The sequence below is a fragment of the Gilliamella apis genome (assembly GCF_002142155.1).
GTDB classification, from domain to species: domain Bacteria; phylum Pseudomonadota; class Gammaproteobacteria; order Enterobacterales; family Orbaceae; genus Gilliamella; species Gilliamella apis.
Window position 1 is genome coordinate 86,724 of record NZ_NASD01000006.1, and the last position, 22,803, is coordinate 109,526.

17 protein-coding genes and 1 pseudogene are annotated in these 22,803 nt (G+C 33.2%); 9 read left to right on the plus strand and 9 right to left on the minus strand.

What is annotated here, in order from left to right:
- Window positions 1-92 precede the first annotated feature (92 nt).
- Both pntA and pntB read left to right on the plus strand, forming a co-directional pair.
- Complete coding sequence (gene pntA / locus B6C84_RS04555; RefSeq protein WP_034902289.1) at window positions 93-1,625, plus strand: Re/Si-specific NAD(P)(+) transhydrogenase subunit alpha; 1,533 nt, start codon at window positions 93-95, stop codon at window positions 1,623-1,625.
- A gap of 15 nt (window positions 1,626-1,640) precedes the next feature.
- Window positions 1,641-3,032, plus strand: a complete 1,392-nt coding sequence (gene pntB, locus B6C84_RS04560; RefSeq protein WP_034902291.1) for a Re/Si-specific NAD(P)(+) transhydrogenase subunit beta — start codon at window positions 1,641-1,643, stop codon at window positions 3,030-3,032.
- A gap of 403 nt (window positions 3,033-3,435) precedes the next feature.
- Here pntB and fabR read toward each other — a convergent pair whose 3' ends face one another.
- Window positions 3,436-4,080, minus strand: a complete 645-nt coding sequence (gene fabR, locus B6C84_RS04565; protein WP_034902293.1) for an HTH-type transcriptional repressor FabR — start codon at window positions 4,078-4,080, stop codon at window positions 3,436-3,438.
- 33 nt (window positions 4,081-4,113) lie between these two features.
- Window positions 4,114-5,040 (minus strand): DNA-binding transcriptional regulator OxyR, encoded by a 927-nt coding sequence (gene oxyR / locus B6C84_RS04570; protein ID WP_034902295.1) that lies wholly within the window; start codon window positions 5,038-5,040, stop codon window positions 4,114-4,116.
- A 421-nt stretch (window positions 5,041-5,461) separates the two neighbouring features.
- Between oxyR and pcnB the strand changes: the two genes are divergently transcribed.
- The 6 genes from pcnB (at window position 5,462) to sppA (ending at window position 14,044) form a co-directional block, all read left to right on the plus strand.
- Window positions 5,462-6,763 carry a polynucleotide adenylyltransferase PcnB gene (pcnB, locus tag B6C84_RS04575; protein ID WP_065650793.1) on the plus strand — a complete coding sequence of 434 codons (1,302 nt, stop codon included), beginning with the start codon at window positions 5,462-5,464 and terminating at the stop codon, window positions 6,761-6,763.
- 74 nt (window positions 6,764-6,837) lie between these two features.
- Window positions 6,838-9,216 carry an LPS assembly protein LptD gene (lptD, locus tag B6C84_RS04580; RefSeq protein ID WP_086353909.1) on the plus strand — a complete coding sequence of 793 codons (2,379 nt, stop codon included), beginning with the start codon at window positions 6,838-6,840 and terminating at the stop codon, window positions 9,214-9,216.
- 64 nt (window positions 9,217-9,280) lie between these two features.
- Window positions 9,281-10,594: a peptidylprolyl isomerase SurA gene (surA, locus tag B6C84_RS04585; RefSeq protein WP_086353910.1), complete on the plus strand. Its 1,314-nt coding sequence runs from the start codon at window positions 9,281-9,283 to the stop codon at window positions 10,592-10,594.
- Window positions 10,587-11,384: a 16S rRNA (adenine(1518)-N(6)/adenine(1519)-N(6))-dimethyltransferase RsmA gene (gene rsmA, locus B6C84_RS04590; protein ID WP_086320399.1), complete on the plus strand. Its 798-nt coding sequence runs from the start codon at window positions 10,587-10,589 to the stop codon at window positions 11,382-11,384. The genes surA and rsmA overlap by 8 nt, the downstream gene beginning before the upstream one ends.
- A 4-nt stretch (window positions 11,385-11,388) precedes the next feature.
- Complete coding sequence (gene apaH / locus B6C84_RS04595; RefSeq protein WP_086353911.1) at window positions 11,389-12,204, plus strand: bis(5'-nucleosyl)-tetraphosphatase (symmetrical) ApaH; 816 nt, start codon at window positions 11,389-11,391, stop codon at window positions 12,202-12,204.
- 22 nt (window positions 12,205-12,226) lie between these two features.
- On the plus strand, window positions 12,227-14,044 hold the full coding sequence (sppA, locus tag B6C84_RS04600; protein ID WP_086353919.1) for a signal peptide peptidase SppA: 1,818 nt from the start codon (window positions 12,227-12,229) through the stop codon (window positions 14,042-14,044).
- Between the two features lie 36 nt (window positions 14,045-14,080).
- On the opposite strand, the gene B6C84_RS04605 is transcribed toward sppA, so the two are convergent.
- The 5 genes and pseudogenes from B6C84_RS04605 to moaC all read right to left on the minus strand — a co-directional run bounded on the left by B6C84_RS04605 (window position 14,081) and on the right by moaC (window position 18,004).
- The gene (locus B6C84_RS04605) at window positions 14,081-15,901 is read right to left on the minus strand and encodes a sulfatase-like hydrolase/transferase (RefSeq protein ID WP_065650798.1); all 1,821 of its coding nucleotides are present in this window, start codon (window positions 15,899-15,901) and stop codon (window positions 14,081-14,083) included.
- Window positions 15,902-16,079: 178 nt separating this feature from the next.
- Window positions 16,080-16,704, minus strand: a pseudogene (locus B6C84_RS04610) (Bax inhibitor-1/YccA family protein).
- A 115-nt stretch (window positions 16,705-16,819) separates the two neighbouring features.
- Entirely contained in the window at window positions 16,820-17,263 is a 444-nt protein-coding gene (moaE, locus tag B6C84_RS04615) for a molybdopterin synthase catalytic subunit MoaE (RefSeq protein WP_086353912.1), read from the minus strand.
- A 4-nt stretch (window positions 17,264-17,267) separates the two neighbouring features.
- A complete protein-coding gene (gene moaD, locus B6C84_RS04620; RefSeq protein WP_086353913.1) occupies window positions 17,268-17,513 on the minus strand; it encodes a molybdopterin synthase sulfur carrier subunit in 246 nt (81 codons plus the stop codon).
- On the minus strand, window positions 17,510-18,004 hold the full coding sequence (gene moaC, locus B6C84_RS04625) for a cyclic pyranopterin monophosphate synthase MoaC (protein ID WP_065577707.1): 495 nt from the start codon (window positions 18,002-18,004) through the stop codon (window positions 17,510-17,512). Before moaC ends, moaD begins: the two co-directional genes overlap by 4 nt.
- A gap of 194 nt (window positions 18,005-18,198) precedes the next feature.
- Here moaC and priA point away from each other — a divergent pair, with 194 nt between their 5' ends.
- Window positions 18,199-20,367 carry a primosomal protein N' gene (gene priA, locus B6C84_RS04630; RefSeq protein ID WP_086353914.1) on the plus strand — a complete coding sequence of 723 codons (2,169 nt, stop codon included), beginning with the start codon at window positions 18,199-18,201 and terminating at the stop codon, window positions 20,365-20,367.
- A 40-nt stretch (window positions 20,368-20,407) separates the two neighbouring features.
- On the opposite strand, the gene B6C84_RS04635 is transcribed toward priA, so the two are convergent.
- Both B6C84_RS04635 and B6C84_RS04640 read right to left on the minus strand, forming a co-directional pair.
- Window positions 20,408-20,713, minus strand: coding sequence for a ComEA family DNA-binding protein (locus tag B6C84_RS04635; protein ID WP_065577709.1), 306 nt, complete (start codon window positions 20,711-20,713; stop codon window positions 20,408-20,410).
- A 152-nt stretch (window positions 20,714-20,865) separates the two neighbouring features.
- The gene (locus B6C84_RS04640; RefSeq protein ID WP_086320406.1) at window positions 20,866-22,734 is read right to left on the minus strand and encodes a SurA N-terminal domain-containing protein; all 1,869 of its coding nucleotides are present in this window, start codon (window positions 22,732-22,734) and stop codon (window positions 20,866-20,868) included.
- Window positions 22,735-22,803: the final 69 nt, after the last annotated feature.

Below are 22,803 nucleotides of genomic sequence, written 5' to 3' on the forward strand. Positions count from 1 at the left end.
AATAAAAAATTAATTCCTTACTCGCACTGTCGCTAATTTATGCTAAAATCGCAAAACATGAATAATCTTTCTTAACATAAGGATGTAACGCAATGCATATCGGTATACCAAAAGAACGGTTAGCCAATGAAGCTAGAGTTGCAGCAACACCTCAAACCGTTGGACAACTGTTAAAACTAGGATTTACAGTTTCAGTAGAACAAGGTGCTGGACATGCTGCTCATTTCGAAGACCAAGCTTTTATTGATGCTGGAGCCACTATTCAAAGTACAAAGGATATTTGGCAAAATGATCTTATTTTAAAATTTCATGCGCCAACTGATGAAGAAATCGCTCTAATGAAAGAGGGATTAACACTTATCAGTTATATTTATCCTGCTCAACATAAAGATCTTTTAGAAAAACTTGCAACTAAAAATATTACTGTAATGGCAATGGATTGTGTACCTCGTATTTCACGAGCTCAATCTCTTGATGCATTAAGTTCAATGTCTAATATTGCCGGTTACCGTTCAGTTATTGAAGCTGCAAACCAGTTCGGCCGTTTCTTTACAGGGCAAGTTACTGCTGCAGGTAAAGTGCCACCAGCAAAAGTTTTAGTAATTGGTGCGGGTGTAGCGGGTCTGGCTGCAATTGGTGCGGCGGTTAGCTTAGGTGCGATTGTTCGTGCATTCGATACCCGACCTGAAGTTGCAGAACAAATTAATAGTATGGGAGCTGACTTCTTAGAATTAGATTTCGAAGAAGAAGCGGGCTCTGGTGACGGCTATGCTAAACAAATGTCTGCCGCATTTATCGAAGCCGAAATGGCATTATTCGCTGAACAAGCTAAAGATGTTGATATCATCATTACTACAGCATTAATTCCAGGTAAACCTGCACCAAAACTTATCTCAAAAGAGATGGTTGAATCAATGAAACCAGGCAGTGTTATTGTTGATTTAGCAGCATTAACTGGCGGTAACTGCGAATTAACTAAACCAGGTGAAGTATTTGAAACTGATAATAATGTTAAAATTGTTGGTTATACTGATTTAGCTAACCGTATGCCAGCACAAGCATCACAATTATACGGCACCAACATTGTTAATTTATTAAAATTACTTGCCAAAGAAAAAGATGGTAATATTGATATCAACTTTGAAGATGTGGTTATTCGTGGCGTAACTGTAGTCAAAGATAAAGAAATCACTTGGCCTGCACCACCGATTCAAGTTTCAGCACAACCACAGAAAAAAGCGGTTGAGCCTGTGGCTAAACCTGAACCTAAACCAATGTCACCAGCCAAAAAATATGGTATTTTTGCTTTATTAATTATTGCCTATTTCTGGTTAGCAAACTCTGTGCCTGAGAGCTTTTTAGGCCACTTTACTGTATTTGCTTTATCATGTGTAGTTGGTTATTACGTAGTATGGAATGTAACCCATTCATTACATACACCACTAATGTCAGTTACTAATGCTATATCCGGTATTATATTAGTCGGTGCAATATTGCAAGTCGGTGATGATAATGGCTTAACTACGGCGATTGCCTTCGTTGCTATTTTGATTGCTAGTATCAATATTTTTGGTGGATTCTTTGTTACCCAAAGAATGCTAAAAATGTTCCAACGTGGCAAGTAAAGGAGATTATTGATAATGTTAAGTCATGGAATCATTCAAGCAGCTTATGTTATTGCTGCATTACTGTTTATCTTTAGTTTACGAGGCCTATCAAATCAAGAATCAGCTAAATCTGGAAACATTTATGGCATGATTGGTATGGCAATTGCTCTTATTGCTGCTGTTGCTAGTATCAAAGGTGGACTGCACTGGATCATTATTGCTATGGTTATTGGTGCAGCTATCGGTCTATATCTTGCTAAGAAAGTAGAAATGACCCAAATGCCAGAACTGGTTGCGCTTCTCCATAGTTTTGTTGGTATGGCGGCGGTTCTTGTTGGTTTTAATAGTTTCTTAGATGCACATACAATGATTACCAGCAATGAATTAACTGTGCATTTAGTTGAAATCTTTGTTGGTATCTTCATTGGTGCGGTTACATTCTCTGGTTCAGTAGTTGCATTTGGTAAACTAAATGGTCGTATTAGTTCTAAACCACTATCTATTCCATATAAACACTACTGGAACTTAGCAGCTATTGTTGTATCAGTAATTTTAATGTTTACTTTTATTGGTGTAAAAACTGGCGCAGGCGCACTTGTTAGTTTACTAGTTATGACAATCATTGCATTAGTGTTTGGCTTCCATCTTGTTGCTTCAATTGGTGGCGCCGATATGCCAGTGGTTATTTCAATGCTTAACTCATATTCTGGTTGGGCCGCAGCAGCAGCAGGATTTATGTTAGGTAATGACTTACTTATTGTTACTGGTGCTTTGGTTGGTTCTTCAGGTGCAATTCTTTCTTACATTATGTGTAAAGCAATGAATCGTTCATTTATCAGCGTAATTGCCGGTGGTTTTGGTAGCGACGGTAGTTCATCAAGCTCATCAGAAGAAGAACAAGGTGAATATCGTGAAATGCAACCTGCAGAAGTTGCACAAACCTTAAAAGAAGCTCGCTCAGTGATTATTGTACCTGGTTACGGTATGGCTGTAGCTCAAGCACAAGGTGCTGTAAGTAATATTACTGAAAAACTTCGTGGTATGGGTATTGAAGTCCGTTTTGGTATCCATCCAGTTGCTGGACGTTTACCTGGCCATATGAACGTATTATTAGCTGAAGCAAAAGTTCCTTATGATATTGTATTGGAAATGGATGAAATTAATGATGACTTCCCCGATACTGATGTTGTTTGGGTAATTGGTGCTAACGATACAGTTAACCCTGCAGCAGAAGAAGATCCAAATAGCCCTATCGCAGGAATGCCTGTTCTAGAAGTTTGGAAAGCAAAAACTGTCATTATTTCAAAACGTTCTATGAATACCGGCTATGCTGGCGTGCAAAACCCACTATTCTTTAAAGAAAATAGCTACATGTTATTTGGTGATGCTAAAGATAGTGTTGAAAAAGTGCTACAAAATTTATAATGATATTACCATTATAAATCACAACAAACTGCGACTTAATGTCGCAGTTTTTTTAATGGCAATTTTCATTTTTTGAATGTTTTAGACAAAAAGCCAATAATGAGATCTGTAACTTCACGATGTATCTCACTTCTCGCACGATAACCACCATCTTTACAATGAATACTCTAACCTTATTTTTGTTGATTTAAGATATCTTTTGCTTTGTATTTACAAATTTGAATAAAACTGAAATGCATTACATCTGGATTAATTATATAAATTGCGGAAGATTTAGCTAGAAATGTTTGTAAATAAGAAATAAATTAAAATAATTATAAAATGATGTAATAAAGTTTATTTATGGCAATTACTATTGAAATCTAAATTACAATTTGGGAATAAATATAAAATGAAAAAATGATCAATGATTTTCAAGTTTTACTTGTTCTTTATGATAAAGGTAATAAGCCCCTCGAGAAACCATTCGAAGTTGAAAAATAAGATCTTCTATTAATTTTTGACGTTGAATAGTATCAAAATCAAGCGCTTCCGCACCAGCATTAAAAGCAATAGTAACCATCGCTTCTGCTTGAGCTTCATTATAATGATGTGGCATTTGATTAGCATTATCTAAATAGTCAACAAGCTCGACAATGAAATGCTGAATTTCACGTGCAATCGCCGAGCGAAAAGCAGAAGAAGTTCCAGCTTTTTCACGCAGTAATAATAGAAATACTTTAGGATTTTTATCTACAAATTCAATAAAGGTGGTTACAGAAGTCCGAAGCACACTACCACCTTTTTCGATACGTTTTCGAGCTTGTCTTAATAATTGACGAAGAGTTAAACCACTTTCATCAACCATCGCTAAACCTAATTCATCCATATCACGAAAATGTCGATAAAATGAGGTAGCGGCAATACCTGCTTCACGAGCAACTTCGCGCAAACTTAAACTTGCAAAACCTTGTTCAGCATTAAGTTGATTAAACGCAGCATCAATCAAACTTCGACGCGTTCTTTCCTTTTGCTGCGCTCTAATACCACCGGTTTTAATGTTTTTCATTTTCAAAATTCAGCATGATACAAATGTAAGTTATCAGTTTGTTTGCCCCAATAACCGCTCTTTTTCTGCAAAAACTTTTGGCATATGATCGCGAATAGTTTTAGCTATAGTTTCATAACGTGCTCTTAGTGGAGAGCCTGGTCGATAAATCAAAGCAATACTTCGCATTGGTATAGGATCACTACAAGGAATATAACAAATATTATCACGAGTACGTTCATTCGGTGCAGCAAGCTCTGGAAATAAGGTAATACCGCGCCCAGCAGATATCATACTTCGTAATGTTTCTAAACTTGTTGCTTTAAATTGTTTGTCTTCATCAATTCCGACTTGAAAACAATATCCCATCGCATGTTCACGCAAACAGTGACCATCTTCTAACATTAAAAATTTTTGCCCTTTTAAATTAGAAAGCTTAACTGTTTGTTTAGTTGCTAATTCGTCACTTGCTGGAACCGCTAAAAACATAGGTTCATTAAACAGTGGTAATTCAATAAATTGTGCTGTTTCTTTTACTTGAGCAATAATCGCACAATCCAGTTTTCCACTCTCAAGTTGAGCAACAATATTGGCAGTTTGAGCTTCATGCAAATAAAGTTCCAATTGAGGAAAAGATTCGTGTAAAACGGTAATTACATGCGGTAATAAATAGGGTGCAATAGTTGGGATCAAACCTATATGCATCGGACCAGACATCTCTTCACCTTGACGACTAGCCATCTCTTTTAAAATTTGTATATTACGTAAAATTTCTTTGGCTTGCTCAACAAGCATCATACCGGTTTGGGTAAATAACACTTTGCGACTAGTTCGCTCAAGTAACATTACACCTAATTCGTCTTCAAGTTTTCTGATTTGACCACTTAATGTTGGTTGACTAACATTACAAGCATCTGCTGCTTTACGAAAGTGCCGAAATTCAGCTAACGATACAAAATATTCCAAATCACGAATATTCATAGTGTCCCCAAAAAATTATCAGTTAATGGTTATATACTCAGAAATATAATAAATAGATATAAAATACTACTGTTTTTTGTATAAAAATCATTTATAAAATAAGAGTATCAAATTCAGTAAAATTAATTAGTCATTTAAATACAGATAAAACCTGCTGTTATGCATAATTTCTTGATGCTTAATAGGCTAACTTTATTAATTGTACTATATAAATTGCTATTGTTGATAATTATGTTTAAAAAATCAAATAGAATCTTTGATGATTATAAACTAAATCCCATCATTCTACTTACCATAGTCATATTAAGAAAAATGGAAAGTTAAAAGTAATTGCGATATAATCGCGCGCTAGATTGCTATATAGACTATTATTAATTTGAGGTGTGCTATTTTTAAACAAGTTTCTCGCTTTTATCGTAAAATGTTTCAGCATGAAGAACAGCAAAAATCGCACTATGTCTCCATTTCTCGCAATGAACATAATATTTCTCGTAAAAATATAAGCGAAAATGCCCTAAAAGTTCTTTATCGCTTAAATAAACAAGGATATGAAGCTTATCTAGTTGGTGGATGTATTAGAGATCTTCTCTTAGGTAAAAAACCTAAGGACTTTGATATTGCCACAAATGCTACTCCAGAACAAATTCAAAAGGTGTTTCGTAATTGTCGCCTGATCGGAAGACGTTTTCGTTTAGCACACATTATGTTCGGTAAAGAGATAATTGAAGTTGCCACTTTTCGTGGTGATCATGATGGTCAAAGTGAACATACCAATATATCTAAAAGATCACAATCTGGCATGCTGTTACGTGATAATGTATACGGTACGATTGAACAAGATGCTATCCGACGGGACTTCACGATGAACGCCCTTTATTATAATGTTAAAGACTTTACTATCCGTGATTATTGTGGCGGATTAAATGATTTAAAAAATGGCGTTATTCGATTAATTGGCGATCCACAAACAAGGTATCGTGAAGATCCAGTTAGAATGTTAAGGACAATTCGTTTTGCCGCCAAACTTAACATGAAAATAGATCAAGCAACGGCTGATCCCATTAAAACACTGGCCCCGTTGCTAAAAAATATTCCATCAGCACGACTTTTTGATGAATCATTAAAATTATTGCAATGCGGTCATGGTTACAACACTTATATCTTATTAAAACAGTACCAACTTTTTGAACAACTTTTCCCGGTAGTTGAACGCTTATTTGTACACAATAATAATGGCAATTTAGAGAAAATTATTGCTCACGTATTAAAAAATACTGATTATCGAATAGCAAACGAGCAACGTGTCAATCCTGCTTTTTTATACGCTGCCTTTTTTTGGTATCCAATTATAGAACAAACTCAGATTAATTGTATTGAAAGCGGCCTTCAGTATTATGATTCTTTTTCTATGGCCATTAATGATGTGTTAAGCGAACAGTGTCGAATTATCGCTATTCCCAAACGATTAACAAATATAATGAGTGATATATGGCGTTTACAATTAAGAATGAAGAAACGAGAAGGGAAACGCGCCTTTGTGATTTTAGAACATCCTAAATTTCGTGCTGCCTATGATTTGTTAGAAATGCGATCATCTATTGAAAAAGGTGAATTGTTAGATTTAGCTAAATGGTGGGATGAATTTCAACATGTATCCACCGAAAGAAAAATATCTATGGTTAAACAACTAGGCAAAAGCAATAAACGACGAACTAAACGTTAATTTTCATTCGCACTTTTATAAATAACCGCTATAATGTTTTAATTAAAATAATCATAATTACACTCTAATCATTGATGAAAAAATTATCACTCTCTCTTATTGCTATAGCTGTTACATTTTCTTTGTATAATTATAATAGTCCTAGCTATGCAATTGGCTTACCTAAAAATGATACTAACAATCCTAAGTGTCTTATTAATGTACCAAAATTTGAGCGGCCAATTGTAAATGGTGATATAAATACATTACCGGTTAATGCAGAATCTAATGAATTCGAAGCAATTTATCCAGATTTAGCTATCTATAGTGGCGACGTGTATGTTGAACAAGGTAATCGCACCGTTCTAGCAGATAAAGTAACTATTGATTCTAAAGATACAAATAACCGCATGGCAATATTGGATGGAAACATCACTTATCAAGATAATTTAATAAAAATGAAAGGTGATCATGCTGCGATAAATCTCAACAATAATAATTCGGATATGCATCCCAGTGAGTATCATTTAGTTGATCGGCTTGGGCGTGGTAAAGCCGATGAAATGAAGCTAGAAAAAAACCGCTATATCATTCTAAAAAATGGTAGTTTTACTTCCTGTCCAGTAGATGATAGTACTTGGAATATTAAAGGTACTACAATAATTCATGATAACGAAGAACAATTGCTTGAAGCCTGGAATGCAGTATTTAGCATCGGTAAAGTCCCTGTTCTATATTCGCCTTATTTACAATTACCTACCGGCAATAAAAGACGTTCTGGTTTATTAATGCCAACCTTTAATTATGATAGTATCGATGGTATTGATTTCGCTTTACCTTTTTATTGGAACATTGCACCAAACTATGATGCAACATTAACACCAAGAGTATTACAACATCGTGGTATACAATTACAAACCGAATTTCGCTATTTAAATCAGTTAGGATTAGGAACTATCGCTTTTGACTGGTTACAACATGATAAAAAATACCAAGAAGATAGAAAAACATTATTAAATGGAAATAATTATGATGATAATAATAATCGCTGGTTATTCCATTGGAAAAATGACGAATTAATAAATTATAATTGGCGCTTATATACTGATGTTACACGGGTTAGTGATAATCAATATTTAACTGATCTTAGCTCTAAATATGCTTCCCAAACAGCTGGATATTTAACACAATTTTATAAATTAGCCTATAATGATAAAAATTGGGATGTAGCTTTAGGTTACAAACATTTTCAACCATTTTATTATAATTATATCTATCAGACCCAACCACAATTGGATATTAACTACTATAATTACGATTTGGGTGCACTAAAATTCAAGACATTTTCACAGGTGTCTCATTTTATAAACTCAGCAAAAAACCAGCCTAATGCATGGAGAGCTCACATTGAACCTACACTGAATTATACAGTAACTAATTCTTGGGCTTCATTAGCGACTGAAACAAGTTTTATGGCTACCCATTACAAACAGCAAAACCTCAAAAGATATAATAAGCTAAACTACAGCTTAAATAAAAAGTTAGAAAGTAATGTAAATCGTTTTATACCTAAATTTGGGATGGATGGTAAAGTCATTTTCGAACGTGACATTGAGTTTAAGAATGGTTATATCCAAACACTTGAACCACGAATTAAATATACTTATATTCCCTATCGCGATCAATCCAATATCGATAACTATGACTCAAGTTATTTACAAACTGATTATGTTGGATTATTTAGAGATTTGGCATACAGCGGTTTAGATCGGATAGCCTCGACTAACAAACTTGCTACAGGGGTAACCACACGAGTTTATGATAGTAATAAAATTGAAAAGTTCAATTTATCTCTTGGTCAAATTACTTATTTTACAAAATCTAAAACTAGTGAGCATAATAATGAATTAGATAAAAATTCAGATACGGGTAGTATTACATGGGCAACAGATAATTTTTGGCGTATAAGTAATGATATTGTTTTTCGTAGTGGCATCCAATATGATACCCGAATTGACACCATTGCCTTAGCTAACACTACCTTTGAGTATCGACCTAACAGTGATAAATTAATGCAATTATCTTATCGATATGCAAATCATAATTATATTACTACTGTAGATGACAGATATAAATATTCATCAGAAAAACGCTATAAGCAAGATCTATCTCAAGCTGGTATCATGGCGAGTTGGCCATTATCGGCAACTGTAAGTGCTGTCGGATCGTATTATTTTGATATGAAACAGAACCAAACTGCAGATAGCTTTGTTGGCCTACATTATAGTGATTGTTGCTGGGGAGTAACCATGCAATATGGCCGAAAGCTAACCGATTGGGACGACAAAACCCATGTGAGCAAATATAAAAATAAACTTTCAATTAACTTTGAATTACAAGGTTTAGGTAACAATGGTGATTACAAAGCTAAAATGTTAGACTTTGGTAAGTTACCTTATACAACAATATTTTAATAAACTAACAAATAAATTTATAGTGATAAATTAATATCACAACAATATAATGAGTTAAATAACTATGAAATTATTAAAACTTTTTATTGCATTAAACTTAAGTATTAATGTAGCACTCTTTACCCCACTTTCAGCTCATGCAGCTCCCAAAGTTATAGAACAAGTAGCTGCGGTGGTTAATAATAATGTCATTTTAGAAAGTGACGTTATTGATATGTTAAAAACCATTAAAGCAAGCGCCGATCCGAGAACTTTACCTAACGATAAAGTACTCCGAAAGCAAATCATCGAGCGCTTAATCGTTGAAAATTTGATTTTACAAAAAGCAGCTAAAGCTAAAATTAACATAAGTGATGATGAAGTAACCGGCGCGATTGATAGTATTGCAGCTGAAAATGGTATGACAATCGATCAATTACGAAGTAAATTATCTGCAATGGGAATTAGCTATAGCACTTATCGAGAACGCATTCATAATGATATGTTGATTGAGCAAGCCCGTATAAATGAGGTTAGACCGAGAATCAAAGTATCACCTCGAGAAGTAGAAAACTTAACTAAAACAATGACTAATCAACCGACTAATAATATTGATGTCAAAATTAGTCATATTTTAATTTCCATTCCAGAAAAAGCATCTAAACAACAAGTTGATAGTGCCACAAATAAAGCCATGGACATTATTAATCGAGCTAAAAAAGGGGAAAATTTTGCTAAATTAGCCACATCATACTCTAATGATGACCTCGCACTAAAAGGTGGCTCTATGGGATGGCGAAAGCTCAATGAACTACCGACTATATTCGAAGAACGTTTGATTCGTGCAGCAAAAGGTAGTGTAGTCGGTCCTATCCGTTCAGGTGTCGGTATTCATATAATAAAAGTTGATGATACTCGTTCTGAAGCGCCGAAAAAAATTACCCTTCAAGAAGTGAATGCTCGACATATATTAATTAAAACTAACGTATTAGTTACCGATCAAATTGCTAAACAAAAATTAACTGATATCCGTAAAGCCATTGCTAGTGGAGCAACCACATTCGCTGCTGCAGCAAAAGCTAATTCTGAAGATACTGGTTCGAAGGACAATGGCGGTAATTTAGGCTGGAATAGACCTGAAGTTTATGATAATGGCTTTAAAAGTGCACTATTACAACTGAAAAAAGGTGAAATCAGTCAGCCAATAAGATCATCTTTCGGTTGGCATTTAATTCAACTAATTGATACCAGACAGACTGACGGCACTAATATGGTTAAGAAAGATCAAGCTTACCGACTTATTTTTAACCGAAAATTTGCCGAAGAAGCACAAGTTTGGATTCAAGAACTAAAAGGTGATGCTTATATTAAAATTACAGGTGAAGGAAAGAATGAATAGTCGTGTTCATCAAGGACATTTTGCTCGCAAGCGATTTGGTCAAAACTTTCTACATGATGATTATATTATTGAAAGTATTGTTGCAGCGATACAACCTAAACAAGGGCAAGCTTTAGTTGAAATAGGCCCAGGACTTGCTGCATTGACAATACCGGTAAGTAAACATGTTGATCATCTGACTGTGATTGAAATTGATAGGGATTTAGCTAGTCGATTGGTCGAAAATCCTTTTTTACAAAATAAAATTAGTGTGATTGAACAAGATGCATTAACATTTGATTTTAATCTATTATTCGATCAATTAGGTCAGCAATTAAGAGTATTTGGTAACTTACCTTATAATATTTCGACGCCCTTAATGTTTCATTTATTTGAATACGCGCCAATTATTGCTGATATGCATTTTATGTTACAAAAAGAGGTAGTTACTCGTTTAGTTGCAGCTCCAAATAGTAAAGACTATGGGCGCTTAAGTGTGATGGCACAATATTACTGCCAAATTATCCCTGTTTTAGAAGTACCACCAACTTCTTTTAAACCTGCCCCTAAAGTTGATTCAGCTGTAGTTAAACTAATACCTTATAAGCAAAAACCTTATTTAGTTAATGATGTCAAAGTACTTTCACGGATTACTACAGAAGCATTTAATCAAAGACGCAAAACCATACGCAATAGCTTAGGTAATTTATTTACGGCAGAACAAATGCTTGAATTAGATATTGACCCTAATTTACGGGCGGAAAATTTGACGGTAAAACAATATTGTCTATTGGCAAACGCTTGGAAATAATCTTATGGCAAATCTAATAATTGGTGATATTCATGGGTGTTATGATGAATTTATGCGTTTACTTGAAAAAGCAGGTTTTTCATCATCGGATACGTTATGGTTAACTGGTGATTTAGTTGCTAGAGGACCTAAATCACTGGAAGTTATCAGATTTGTTAAAAAAAATAGCGAACAAATTAGATTAGTACTAGGTAATCATGATTTACATTTGTTATCAATCTATGCCAATGTTACTCCTTCTAAAAAGAAGGATAATCTCGATGAATTAATTCATGCTGATGATTTTGATGAATTAATGAACTGGTTACGTAAACAACCACTTCTCCAAATAGATGAAAAACTAAAACTTATTATGACTCATGCGGGAGTAACACCACAATGGGATTTGGAAACATTAAAAAAATGTGCCCATGATCTAAATGTCGTTTTAAGTAGTGATTCATATCCCCTTTTCCTCGACAAAATGTATGGTAATTTTCCAGATGAGTGGTCAATGGATCTACAAGGATTAGATCGACTACGATATATTGCCAATGCATTAACTCGAATGCGTTATTGCTACGAAGATGGCCGACTTGATTTTTATTACAAAAATCAACCTGATCAAGCACCCTCAAAACTTAAACCTTGGTTTGCTCTGCCAGGAAAAATCCCCACAGGTTATAGTATAGCTTTTGGTCACTGGGCAGCACTGAATGGAAAAGGAACTCCAGAGAATATTTACGCGCTTGATACAGGATGTTGTTGGGGCGGCAAATTAACTTGTTTGCGATTTGAAGACAAAAAATACTTCAAAAAGAAAAATACCGAAACCAATTAAATTAGAAAAAGGCTATTTTATTATGTCTGCACTATCTGTTATAAAATCAATCTGGAAAATTATCAATTTAATCAGAGAAATATTTCTTAATCTCGTTTTCTTAATCATTATTCTATTGATTTTTAGTGGTATCGCATTAATAAAAGAAGTCAACAAACAAGATGTCATTCCTCAATCTGGCTCTTTAATTATGGATCTTGAGGGAGTTGTCGTTGACAACTCACTTTATAGTGATGAAATTTATGAAATACAAGATAAGATCTATGGCAAAAAAGTAAATCTATCTCGTGAAAATAGCTTATTTAATCTAGTGCAAAAGATATCTCAAGCGACATCAGATCCAAATATTAAAAGTTTGGTGTTAAAATTAGATAATTTTGTCGGAGCTGATATGAGCTCCCTACAGTATATTGGAAAATATTTAACGAAATTCAAAGCAGCCAATAAACCTATTTATGCCATCGGTTCAAACTTTAATCAAAGCCAATATTATTTAGCCAGTTATGCTAATAAAATCTACTTAACTCCATTAGGGGCTGTAAATGTATTTGGGTTATCAGCCAATAATTTATATTACCAAACATTATTAGAGAATTTAAAGGTAAATACTCATGTTTTCCGTGTCGGTACTTATAAATCTGCTATTGAGCCGTTCATTCGAGACAATATGTCGGAAGAAGCTAGAAGCAATACCTCTCGATGGTTAAATCTAATGTGGAATAACTACCTTGGTGACATTTCACAAGAACGAAAAAAAGCACCCTCACAATTAGTACCATTACCCGAAAACATGCTATCAGAACTAAAAGCAGCTAATGGCAACATGGCACAATACGCGTTATCAAATGGTTTGATTGATACAATAGCGACTAATCAAGAATTTGAACTAGAAATCAATATAAAAAATAGAGTAAGTATTTATGATTACCAGCTGAAAGAAAATGCCATGCCCGCAAGTAAAGAACCAAAAATAGCCGTTGTTTTTGTCAATGGAACAATTACCAATGGTGAAAATAGCAGCAATGTTGCTGGAAGCCAGGATATTGTTGAGCAATTAAGAAAAATTCGTAAAAATTTAAATAAAAATAATATACAAGCGGTCATACTTAGAGTAAATAGCCCTGGAGGAAGTGTTGATGCTTCAGAAGCGATTCGCAATGAATTAGAAGCTTTACGTAGTTACCAAATTCCAGTTGTTGTCTCCATGGGTGGTATGGCCGCTTCAGGTGGTTATTGGATATCAACTGCATCGGACTATATTGTTGCCAGCCCAAATACTATTACTGGATCCATTGGCATCTTCGGTATAGTACCAACCTTTGAAAATTCACTTTCTCATATCGGAGTCTATAATGATGGAGTATCAACATCACCATTAGCAAATAGAAGCCTAACTCAAAATCTATCGAGTGAAATGAACCAATTTATACAAATGAATATTGACAATGGTTATCACACTTTTATTTCTTTAGTAGCAAAAGCACGAAATATGACTACCGAACAAGTAGATAATATAGCCCAAGGACAAGTGTGGCTGGGTTCAGAAGGAAGTAAAAACGGTTTAGTTGATAAGTTAGGTGATTTTGATGATGCAATCGAAATGGCCGCCACATTAGCTAATATTTCAGATTATCAAATAGATTGGCAAAAACAAGAAGGTAATTGGCTCAATGCTTTTTATTCAGATATGATTGCAATGATGCCTAAATCAACAGCAGAGGTATTGTTCGAACAAATACCTGAAATAAAACAGATCAAACAGCAAGTTTCATTCTGGGACAAATTCCAAGATGGGCAAAACCGTTATATTTACTGCCTAAATTGTGCAGATATTAGATAATAAAAAATCCACCTCTAAGGTGGATTTTTTTTACTATTATTTGTCTGCTTGGAAAAAATAACGCATATTATTCATAGCTGCATTGATGAGATTATAATTAGGTGTTTCATTTACTTCATTATTATGAGCATCCAAATAATGACTAATACCGAGACGATTAACAAAATAAATGTTGTCTTTGGTCCGTACTGCATATGAACTATAATTAGACATAAGCAACCAATCTCTATCCATTATTGGACTAAATAAATCATAACCAATCGAATAATCGGTAATATCGTTTTTTACATGCAAATAATGGCGCATTATTGAAGGTACAACATCTTCATGGCTGGTAAATTTATTTATATTATCGCTTATATGTTGAAGATCTTTCGCTCCAACAATAATAAAAGGTACTTTGGTTTGAGCATCCGTATAATTGCCATTATGCCCCCAAAAACCTAATTTATTATCATTCATTTCTTGTGAATGATCACCAGTAATAATAATCAATGTATTATCTAATGAACCAGACTGTTTAAGTTCATCATAAACTTTCTGCAACAAATAATCATCATAATAGACACTCTGTTTATAACGATTAAAAATTGGAACGGGATCTGTATTGTTATTTAATGTCATATAATTGAGGTCACCAACTGGTTTAAATTTCACATCAAAATCTTTCGGGAAATCATAAGCATGTGGCGCATCAAAAAATAAAAAGGAAAAACTAGGATTAGATTTGTCCCTAGATTCATACCAATTTAGCCAGTCATCTGTTATCTGTTTATCACGACTTGATGCTAGGCCATTTTTACTACTTATTCTTAAATTTTTGATAGTTAAAAAAGCTGTTCGATCAAATTCAGGTGAGGTGACTTTTGCTGAAGTAAAAATCCCAATATTATAATTTTCTTTTTGTAGAGTAGTTATAAATAACGATGGAATACGGTTTCTTATAAATGAATCCCAGTATGTCCCGGGAATACCATAGAAAAGACCAAAAATACCTGTACGAGTTGCATTACCTGTTGAATAATGATTATTAAAAATTATGCCATCATTCTGTTTAACAAAACGATAGGTGTTGGGGGAAATATCTGGACTAAAAGTATCATAACGCCAAGAATCTAACACAATAAACATAATATTAGGTGTTACTTGATTATCTGGATTAATCATAAGATCTTTTTTAGGGTAATAGATACTTGCGTGCTGGCTATCCCTGTCAATAAGCACTTTATGTTGTCCTGATTTATCAAAATATCCCATTATCTTTTTTGAGGTAAACGGACGATATAAAGGAATATATTCTTTTATAACCATAATCGGAGAATAGGCGTAATAAAAAGCAACCATATGTATCAAATGACTGATAACCAAGCAACTAGCAAGAAAAACTGTTGGTATAATTAATATTTTAGGTCGAATAGTTTTATGATTAAATTTTTTATCAAATAGATAAAGGATTAAATATTCTATTCCACAAAAACCGAATATTAACAAAAACATTAATACATAAGTCGGAATTGAAAAATCCACGACCTGACCGGACAAAACCATAGATACTACCGACTCATTGATATGAAATCGATATTGTTGGAAAACGATAGTATCTATATATAAAACAATTTGCAATAAACTGAATATAAGTGCCAAGCAGATATTAGTTATTTTTTTATTTATCCAAAGGATAGGAATAGATATAACAAAAATTAATAAATAAGCTGAAAAAAAATGACCTAAAACTGCAATAAATGCAAAAAGGCTTCCATCCCAAGTAAACGAAGAGCCAGGTACCCCAAAATATCGGATTGCTATTATTGACGAAATAAAAATATTTACTAACAAGAACAAATAAAGTTTTTTCATAGAAATCCATTAGGTAAAAGGCTGAAATTCTTTAATAATAATGTTTTTTTTATTTTGATTTATTGCTTTCCAAAAATTTTTTAACAAAAAAACAATAAAAGTATAGAAATTAATATAAAATTAACAAAAAGGGCTCGTTATAGAGTCTTCTTATAATATTATGAATCGTTACCTTCGTTCAGCAAATACTCGCGGTAACTAACATGATAAATAAATTAATAAACTCACAATATAGTGCTAATGCATCTAATATCACATAACGCCTAAGCATATTTTGCTCTTCTTATGATAAATTAACACTCAATTATTTAAGTTTTTGCGTATTATAAGCTGTTAATCCGGCAAAAACGAATACGCCAATATAGGTTACCGCCCACATTAAAGGTTCGCCTTGCAAAAATAGATTAACTAGAGAGGCGCTAACAATACCAATTAATCACATGAATAATAAACTACAAAACCAGATAAATCTCGTTTAGTCGTATAGCCATAAAATGCTAACTCACTAAACATTCCAGCGGTAATAAAAAAGACACTGGCAATAGAAGATGACGTATAATAAATAAAATATATAGAAAAAGTACAACCATTTATTACTGAATAAAGCATAAATAAAGTTGTCGCGGCAGCACCAGATAAACGATTAATCATTCCTGAAATAACAAATACTAATCCAATTTCAGCAATTAAAAGTACCCATATTACTCGTGATAATAAAATGAGAAACTCAAAACTAGTTGATGCAAACCAAGCAACAAAAGCAGTTAAAAGTAAACCAACAGCCATCCATACATTTGACTCATATATGTTTGTATATGGCTAACAGTTTATTCTTTAATTGAACCGTTAGGAGTATAAATTGACATCTCTTAACGACTATAAAAGTAACATAATACCTTATTATATATTAAATAAAGATTAATACCATTTCTTCAAGGCATTTACATCAGATTGCTTTGCCTCAACCCAATTTTCACCATTACCAGTTTGTTCTTTCTTCCAAAATGGTGCTTCGTTTTTTAATACATCCATAATAAATTCTGTTGCAGCAAAAGCATCACTTCGATGCGCAGAACTAACGCCAACAAAAACAATACTCTCATTAACATTAATTTTGCCCACACGATGCACTAATGCAACTCGATTAATTGACCATCTATCTCTGGCTTGATGAATAATATTCCTCAACACTTTTTCTGTCATTTGAGGATAATGTTCCAACGTTAAACTAATCACTTGGTTTTCTAAACTACGTACTTTCCCAATAAAAGTGACTACTGCTCCATCTTGAGGTAACTCATAGAGCCATGTTATTAATGAATTTATATCAATATATGATTGGTTGACTTCAATAATATTCATATTGTCATCCACCTGTTACTGGTGGAAAAAATGCAATTTCATCACCATGTTGAATTATATGATGATAATCAACTAGCGCATGATTTACCGCACATAATACAGTCTTTTCTTTTAAAGCAAATGCCCATTTGTCACCACGTAAACTCAGCTGTTCTAAAAGTTGTGCAATAGACATTTGCTCTACCATTAATTCCAAAGATTCAATTCCTAGTAGCTCTCTAATTTGTGCAAAAAAATAAATTTTATTCATACTTTCACTTTTCTAATTAAACTATAGTCACCAGATTTTCCACCAATTTTATTTAATAATCTAACCTGATTAATAATCATATCTTTCTGACTAGCTTTGCACATATCATATATCGTTAATGCAGCTACAGAAGCAGCAACTAACGCTTCCATTTCCACGCCTGTTTGACCAGTTACCTTACAAACTGACTCTATTCTTACACTATGATTTTCAAATAGCGGTTCAATATTAACCTCTATTTTAGTAAGTAGTAATGGATGACAAAGTGGTATTAACTCCCATGTCCTTTTCGCAGCTTGAACTCCAGCAATTCGAGCAGTTGCAAACACATCACCTTTATGATGTTTTCCTTCAATAATCATATTAAATGTTTCTTCATTCATTAATACTATTGATTCTGCCCTAGCCTCTCGATGGGTTATCTGTTTTTCTGAAACATCCACCATATGAGCATCACCACGCTGATTAATATGTGAAAATGACGCTGACATTTTTGAACACCCTTAAACATTATGTTTTAATTTGTCACTCAAGATAACAAATTTTGTTTATCGATACTACTAGCATATACATAAAGTATTAATATTTAATTTAGAAATAATTAATTAGTCTGCCTGCGTAATTTTTGCGAGTTAAACAAAATCTGCGTACAATAGCAATTTTATAACTGTAATAGTGATTGTTAATGCTGATTGCCCATGTAGCCTTACCGGTACCCCTTTATCAACTGTTTGATTACACACTTACGACGCAGGCTGAAATTGGTATGCGAGTTAAAGTGCCATTTGGTAAACGGGAAATGATTGGAATCATCGTTAAGATTGATCAACAAACAACTTTTGATATCGAAAATTTAAAACCTATTACCGAAATTATTGATACAAAAAACCCCTTTCCTCAACCAATTTGGCAATTATTAAATTGGGCAACCAATTATTATCATTTTCCAATTGGTGAAGTAATATTTCACGCTATGCCGATCCCATTAAGGCAAGGACGTCCAGCCATCAAAGATGGCATAAAACATTGGCAATTAACACTAAAAGGGCAGCAAATTGATTTAAACCTTCTATCACGAACACCAAAACAGAAATTATTAGTATCTTCACTCAGAAACAACTGTTTGAATGAAAGTGAATTTAAATCGAATATCTATCAAGAATTACAGAAAAAACAGCTTATCGAGCTTGTTTATCGCCAACCTGATAAAATTTGTTGGCAGACAAATTATTTAACCAACAAAACACCGATCCAATTAAATCATGAACAATTAAATGCAATCACTACTATTAATAAACAAAACAAACAATTTGGTGTATTTTTGCTTGATGGTATAACTGGTTCTGGTAAGACGGAAGTTTATCTAAATATTATTTCTGATGTTTTAGCTCAAGGAAAACAAGCTTTAGTATTAGTACCTGAAATTGGTTTAACACCGCAAACTATCAAACGTTTTAAACAGCGTTTTAATGCACCAATTGATATTTTACATTCGGGCCTTACTGATAAGGAACGTTTAGAGGTTTGGTTAAGAAGTAAAGCTGGTGACAATGCTATCGTCGTAGGTACACGATCAGCACTTTTTACTCCATTTCAAGATTTAGGTATTATTATTATTGATGAAGAACATGATAGTTCTTATAAACAGCAAGAAGGCTGGCGTTATAATGCCAGAGACTTAGCAATCATCCGAGCAAAAATTGAAAATATACCTATTATTTTAGGATCGGCTACGCCCTCTCTTGAAACCATTAATAATGCCCAAAGCCATAAGTATCAAAAGCTAAAGCTTACACAACGGGCAGGCAATGCAAAATTAGCCAAACAATCTATTTTAGATATTCGCGGTATGGCTCTAACTTCTGGACTTTCCCAGCCATTAATTGACCGAATAAAAGAACATTTAGATAATAATAATCAAGTGATGTTATTTCTTAACCGTAGGGGATTTGCGCCATTAATCATTTGTCATGATTGCGGTTGGATTGCCGAGTGCCCACGTTGTGATCAACCTTATACCTTTCATAAAAAACAAAATAGACTAATTTGTCATTATTGTGATACACCTAGAAATATCCCTCAACAATGTCCTAAATGTGGTTCGACACAATTACTACCGATTGGATTTGGAACTGAGCAACTGGAAAAACAACTTAATATTTTATTCCCGAATATAAAAATCACTCGTATTGATCGTGATACGATAACCAAAAAAGAGGCATTAAACGCTTATTTACATGATATCCAAAAAGGTGGTGCTCATATTTTAGTTGGTACGCAAATTCTGGCTAAAGGACATCATTTCCCTGATGTTACATTAGTTGGAATAGTGGATGTTGATGGCGCTCTATTTTCCAGTGATTTTAGAGCCACAGAAAGATTTGCACAAATATATACCCAGGTTTCAGGACGAGCAGGTCGGGAAACAAAAGCTGGCGAGGTTATTCTACAAACCTATCATCCAGAACATCCATTATTAAATATATTACTAACGCAAGGTTACCAAGCATTTGCCAAACAAACCTTACAAGAACGTAAGCAAACATTACTACCACCATTTAGTTATCAGGTGCTAATTCGTGCCGCTGATCGTAATAATCTACAAGCACCAAAATTTTTACAGCGTATCCATGATTGGCTAAAAGCAAATTATAATCAAGATTTATGGCAACTTGGGCCTATACCTGCAAGCCAACCGAAAAAAGCGGGCTATTATCGTTGGCAATTACTCTTGCAACATAGCAACCGACAAGTATTACAGCAAATATTAGATAACCTTCTTATAGTTATTAAACAGTGGAAAGATACATCAAAAGTAAGATGGAGTATTGATGTTGATCCAATTGATAATTAAACATCTCTTCCAACAGGTAATCTGTTGGAAGAGATTAAATTTATAATGTAATTTTTCCTATATTTTTATCTAGTGTTGCTTGACCAATACCTGAAACCTCTTTTAACTGCTCTATAGAAATAAAAGGACCAAATTTTTCTCGATATTCAATAATCTTCTGAGCCTTACTCATACCAATACCAACTAACCCTTTAGTTAACTCTTCAGCTGTTGCTGTGTTGATATTAACTTGAACAACTTGTTTTTGTACCTCTGTGGTAGTGGTTTCTGATTTTGATTCCGCAAAACTGAAAGTTGAAAAAAAGAAGCTTGAGAATAAAAAACATAATATTGTAAAAATTTTCATTTGATTAACTCCAAAATAATTATGCAAGTAAATTTGCAAGTTAACTATCTCATTAAGTTAATAAAATGAATTTTACTAATAATAGAAATGCGAAAAGCCACTTAAGTGGCTTTACTTTAATTACAGCGAATATAAATTTATTTCGATCTCAATCACATATTCACATCAGGCATTATTTCAATTTTTGATTTAGAACGAATATCATCACGAAGATAATAATAAGTATTATCAACGAATAATGGTAATAATTCTGATGAAATATCTTGATACTCTGTTGGTGTATCTACTTTAGTTAATGCAACAATATAAGCGGTATTATTTTCTAAAAATTCTGCTCCATAAGTCACAGATTTAACACCTTTAATCGGTTGCTCTAAATTAAATACCATATCGACAACCTGTTTATCTAAATTGGTTGAGTCTCTATTTAACTCATACCTTTGACTTAATCTAATTTTATCAGATTTACCAGTAGTATTTAATTCAGTTAATAAATTTTCAACATTAGATTTAAAACGATTATCAGATATATTCTTAGTTAACTGTTGTTTAATTGTATCTTTAACTTCATCAAATGGTGCTATCCCTTCAGGACGATTATCAGTAACTTGAATTACAAAATCATAACTACCTTGTTTTCTTTCAATTGGAATTAAATCAGATATTTTATGAGTTAACTGACCATCAACTATCATTTCTTCACTAAAAACTAAATCGCTTATTTCAGGATGAATCATGATTGAAAATGGATCTTGATAAGTTGTCCAATCCGTCGTATTTACAGTAAGTCCTGTTTTTTCAGCTAACTCCTCAAGAGATTTCGGTGATTCACTTAATGCAACTTTAATTTTATCTTCAATTGCATTGAATTCTTTTTGTATTTTCTGATTAGCTATGCTTGCTTCAATCCTAGCTCCAACTAAATCAAGATCCATGCTTTTGCTTGGTTGTATACCATCTAACTTAATTATTGCAAACCCTTCATCGGTAGGTATCGGTGTTGAAATTTGGTTAATTTTTTTTAAATTTGCTTTTTTAAATACTTCAGGTAAAGAATTATCTTCAGCAAACCAACCTAATGAACCATTTTTACCATAAGCTGACATATCATTATTTGTATTCAGCGTTTGCGCAATTTGTTCAAAATTAGCACCTGTAGCCAATTCTTTAGTAATTTTATATGCTTGTGCTTTATCAGTTACAAAAATTACACTAAAAGCTTTTTGCGCTGGATAACTATATTTATGAATATTTTTATTATACTCTGCTTTAACTTCATCTTCACTGATTTTAATTGATTGAGCAATAAGATCTTTAGAATTATAAATATATTTAATTTTTACACGTTCTTTTTTGTGAAAATTATTTTTATGCTCATCATAATATTTTTGTTCGTCAGCTTCAGAAATATTTATATCTTTATTATCATCAATTGATGAATCAATTACCGTCGCATAAACATTTCTCGTTTGATTTTTTAATAATCCAATTTCTGAATCAGATGGTAAAACAAAACTCGATTGTACTAATGCATCCATAACTTGTTGTTGTTGTAATGACGTTTTTAATATTTCAGCATAACTATCAGGAGTGAAACCATTTTCAGCCAGTAAATCTAAATAGTTCTGATTATCAAATTTACCGTCTATAAAGAAAACTTTTTGTTGTTTAATATAATTCTTTATATTCTCATTACTGATGGCGGTATTAATTTTATCTGCAAACTGATAAGCTAAATAATTATCTATTTGCTGAGCTAAAATATTACGACGCAAGATTTTGATAAAAGATGCATCACCAGTAGTTTTTGCTAAGGATTGTTTGACTTGATCTTCAAATCCTGCACGACTGATACCTTCACCATCAACTTTAGCAATATATAATTGTTCATCGTTGGCACTATTTCCACTACCACCAAAACCTAAAAATCCTACGCCGGTAAAAATAAAACATAAAATAATGATTGCAAAGATTATTTTAACAACAACACTATTTGCTGCTGTTCTAATTGTTTCCATCATAACTGGCTATTCTCCATACACCTGAATTTTAATTTCGCAAGTATAGCATATTTGCTAAAATAGGCTATT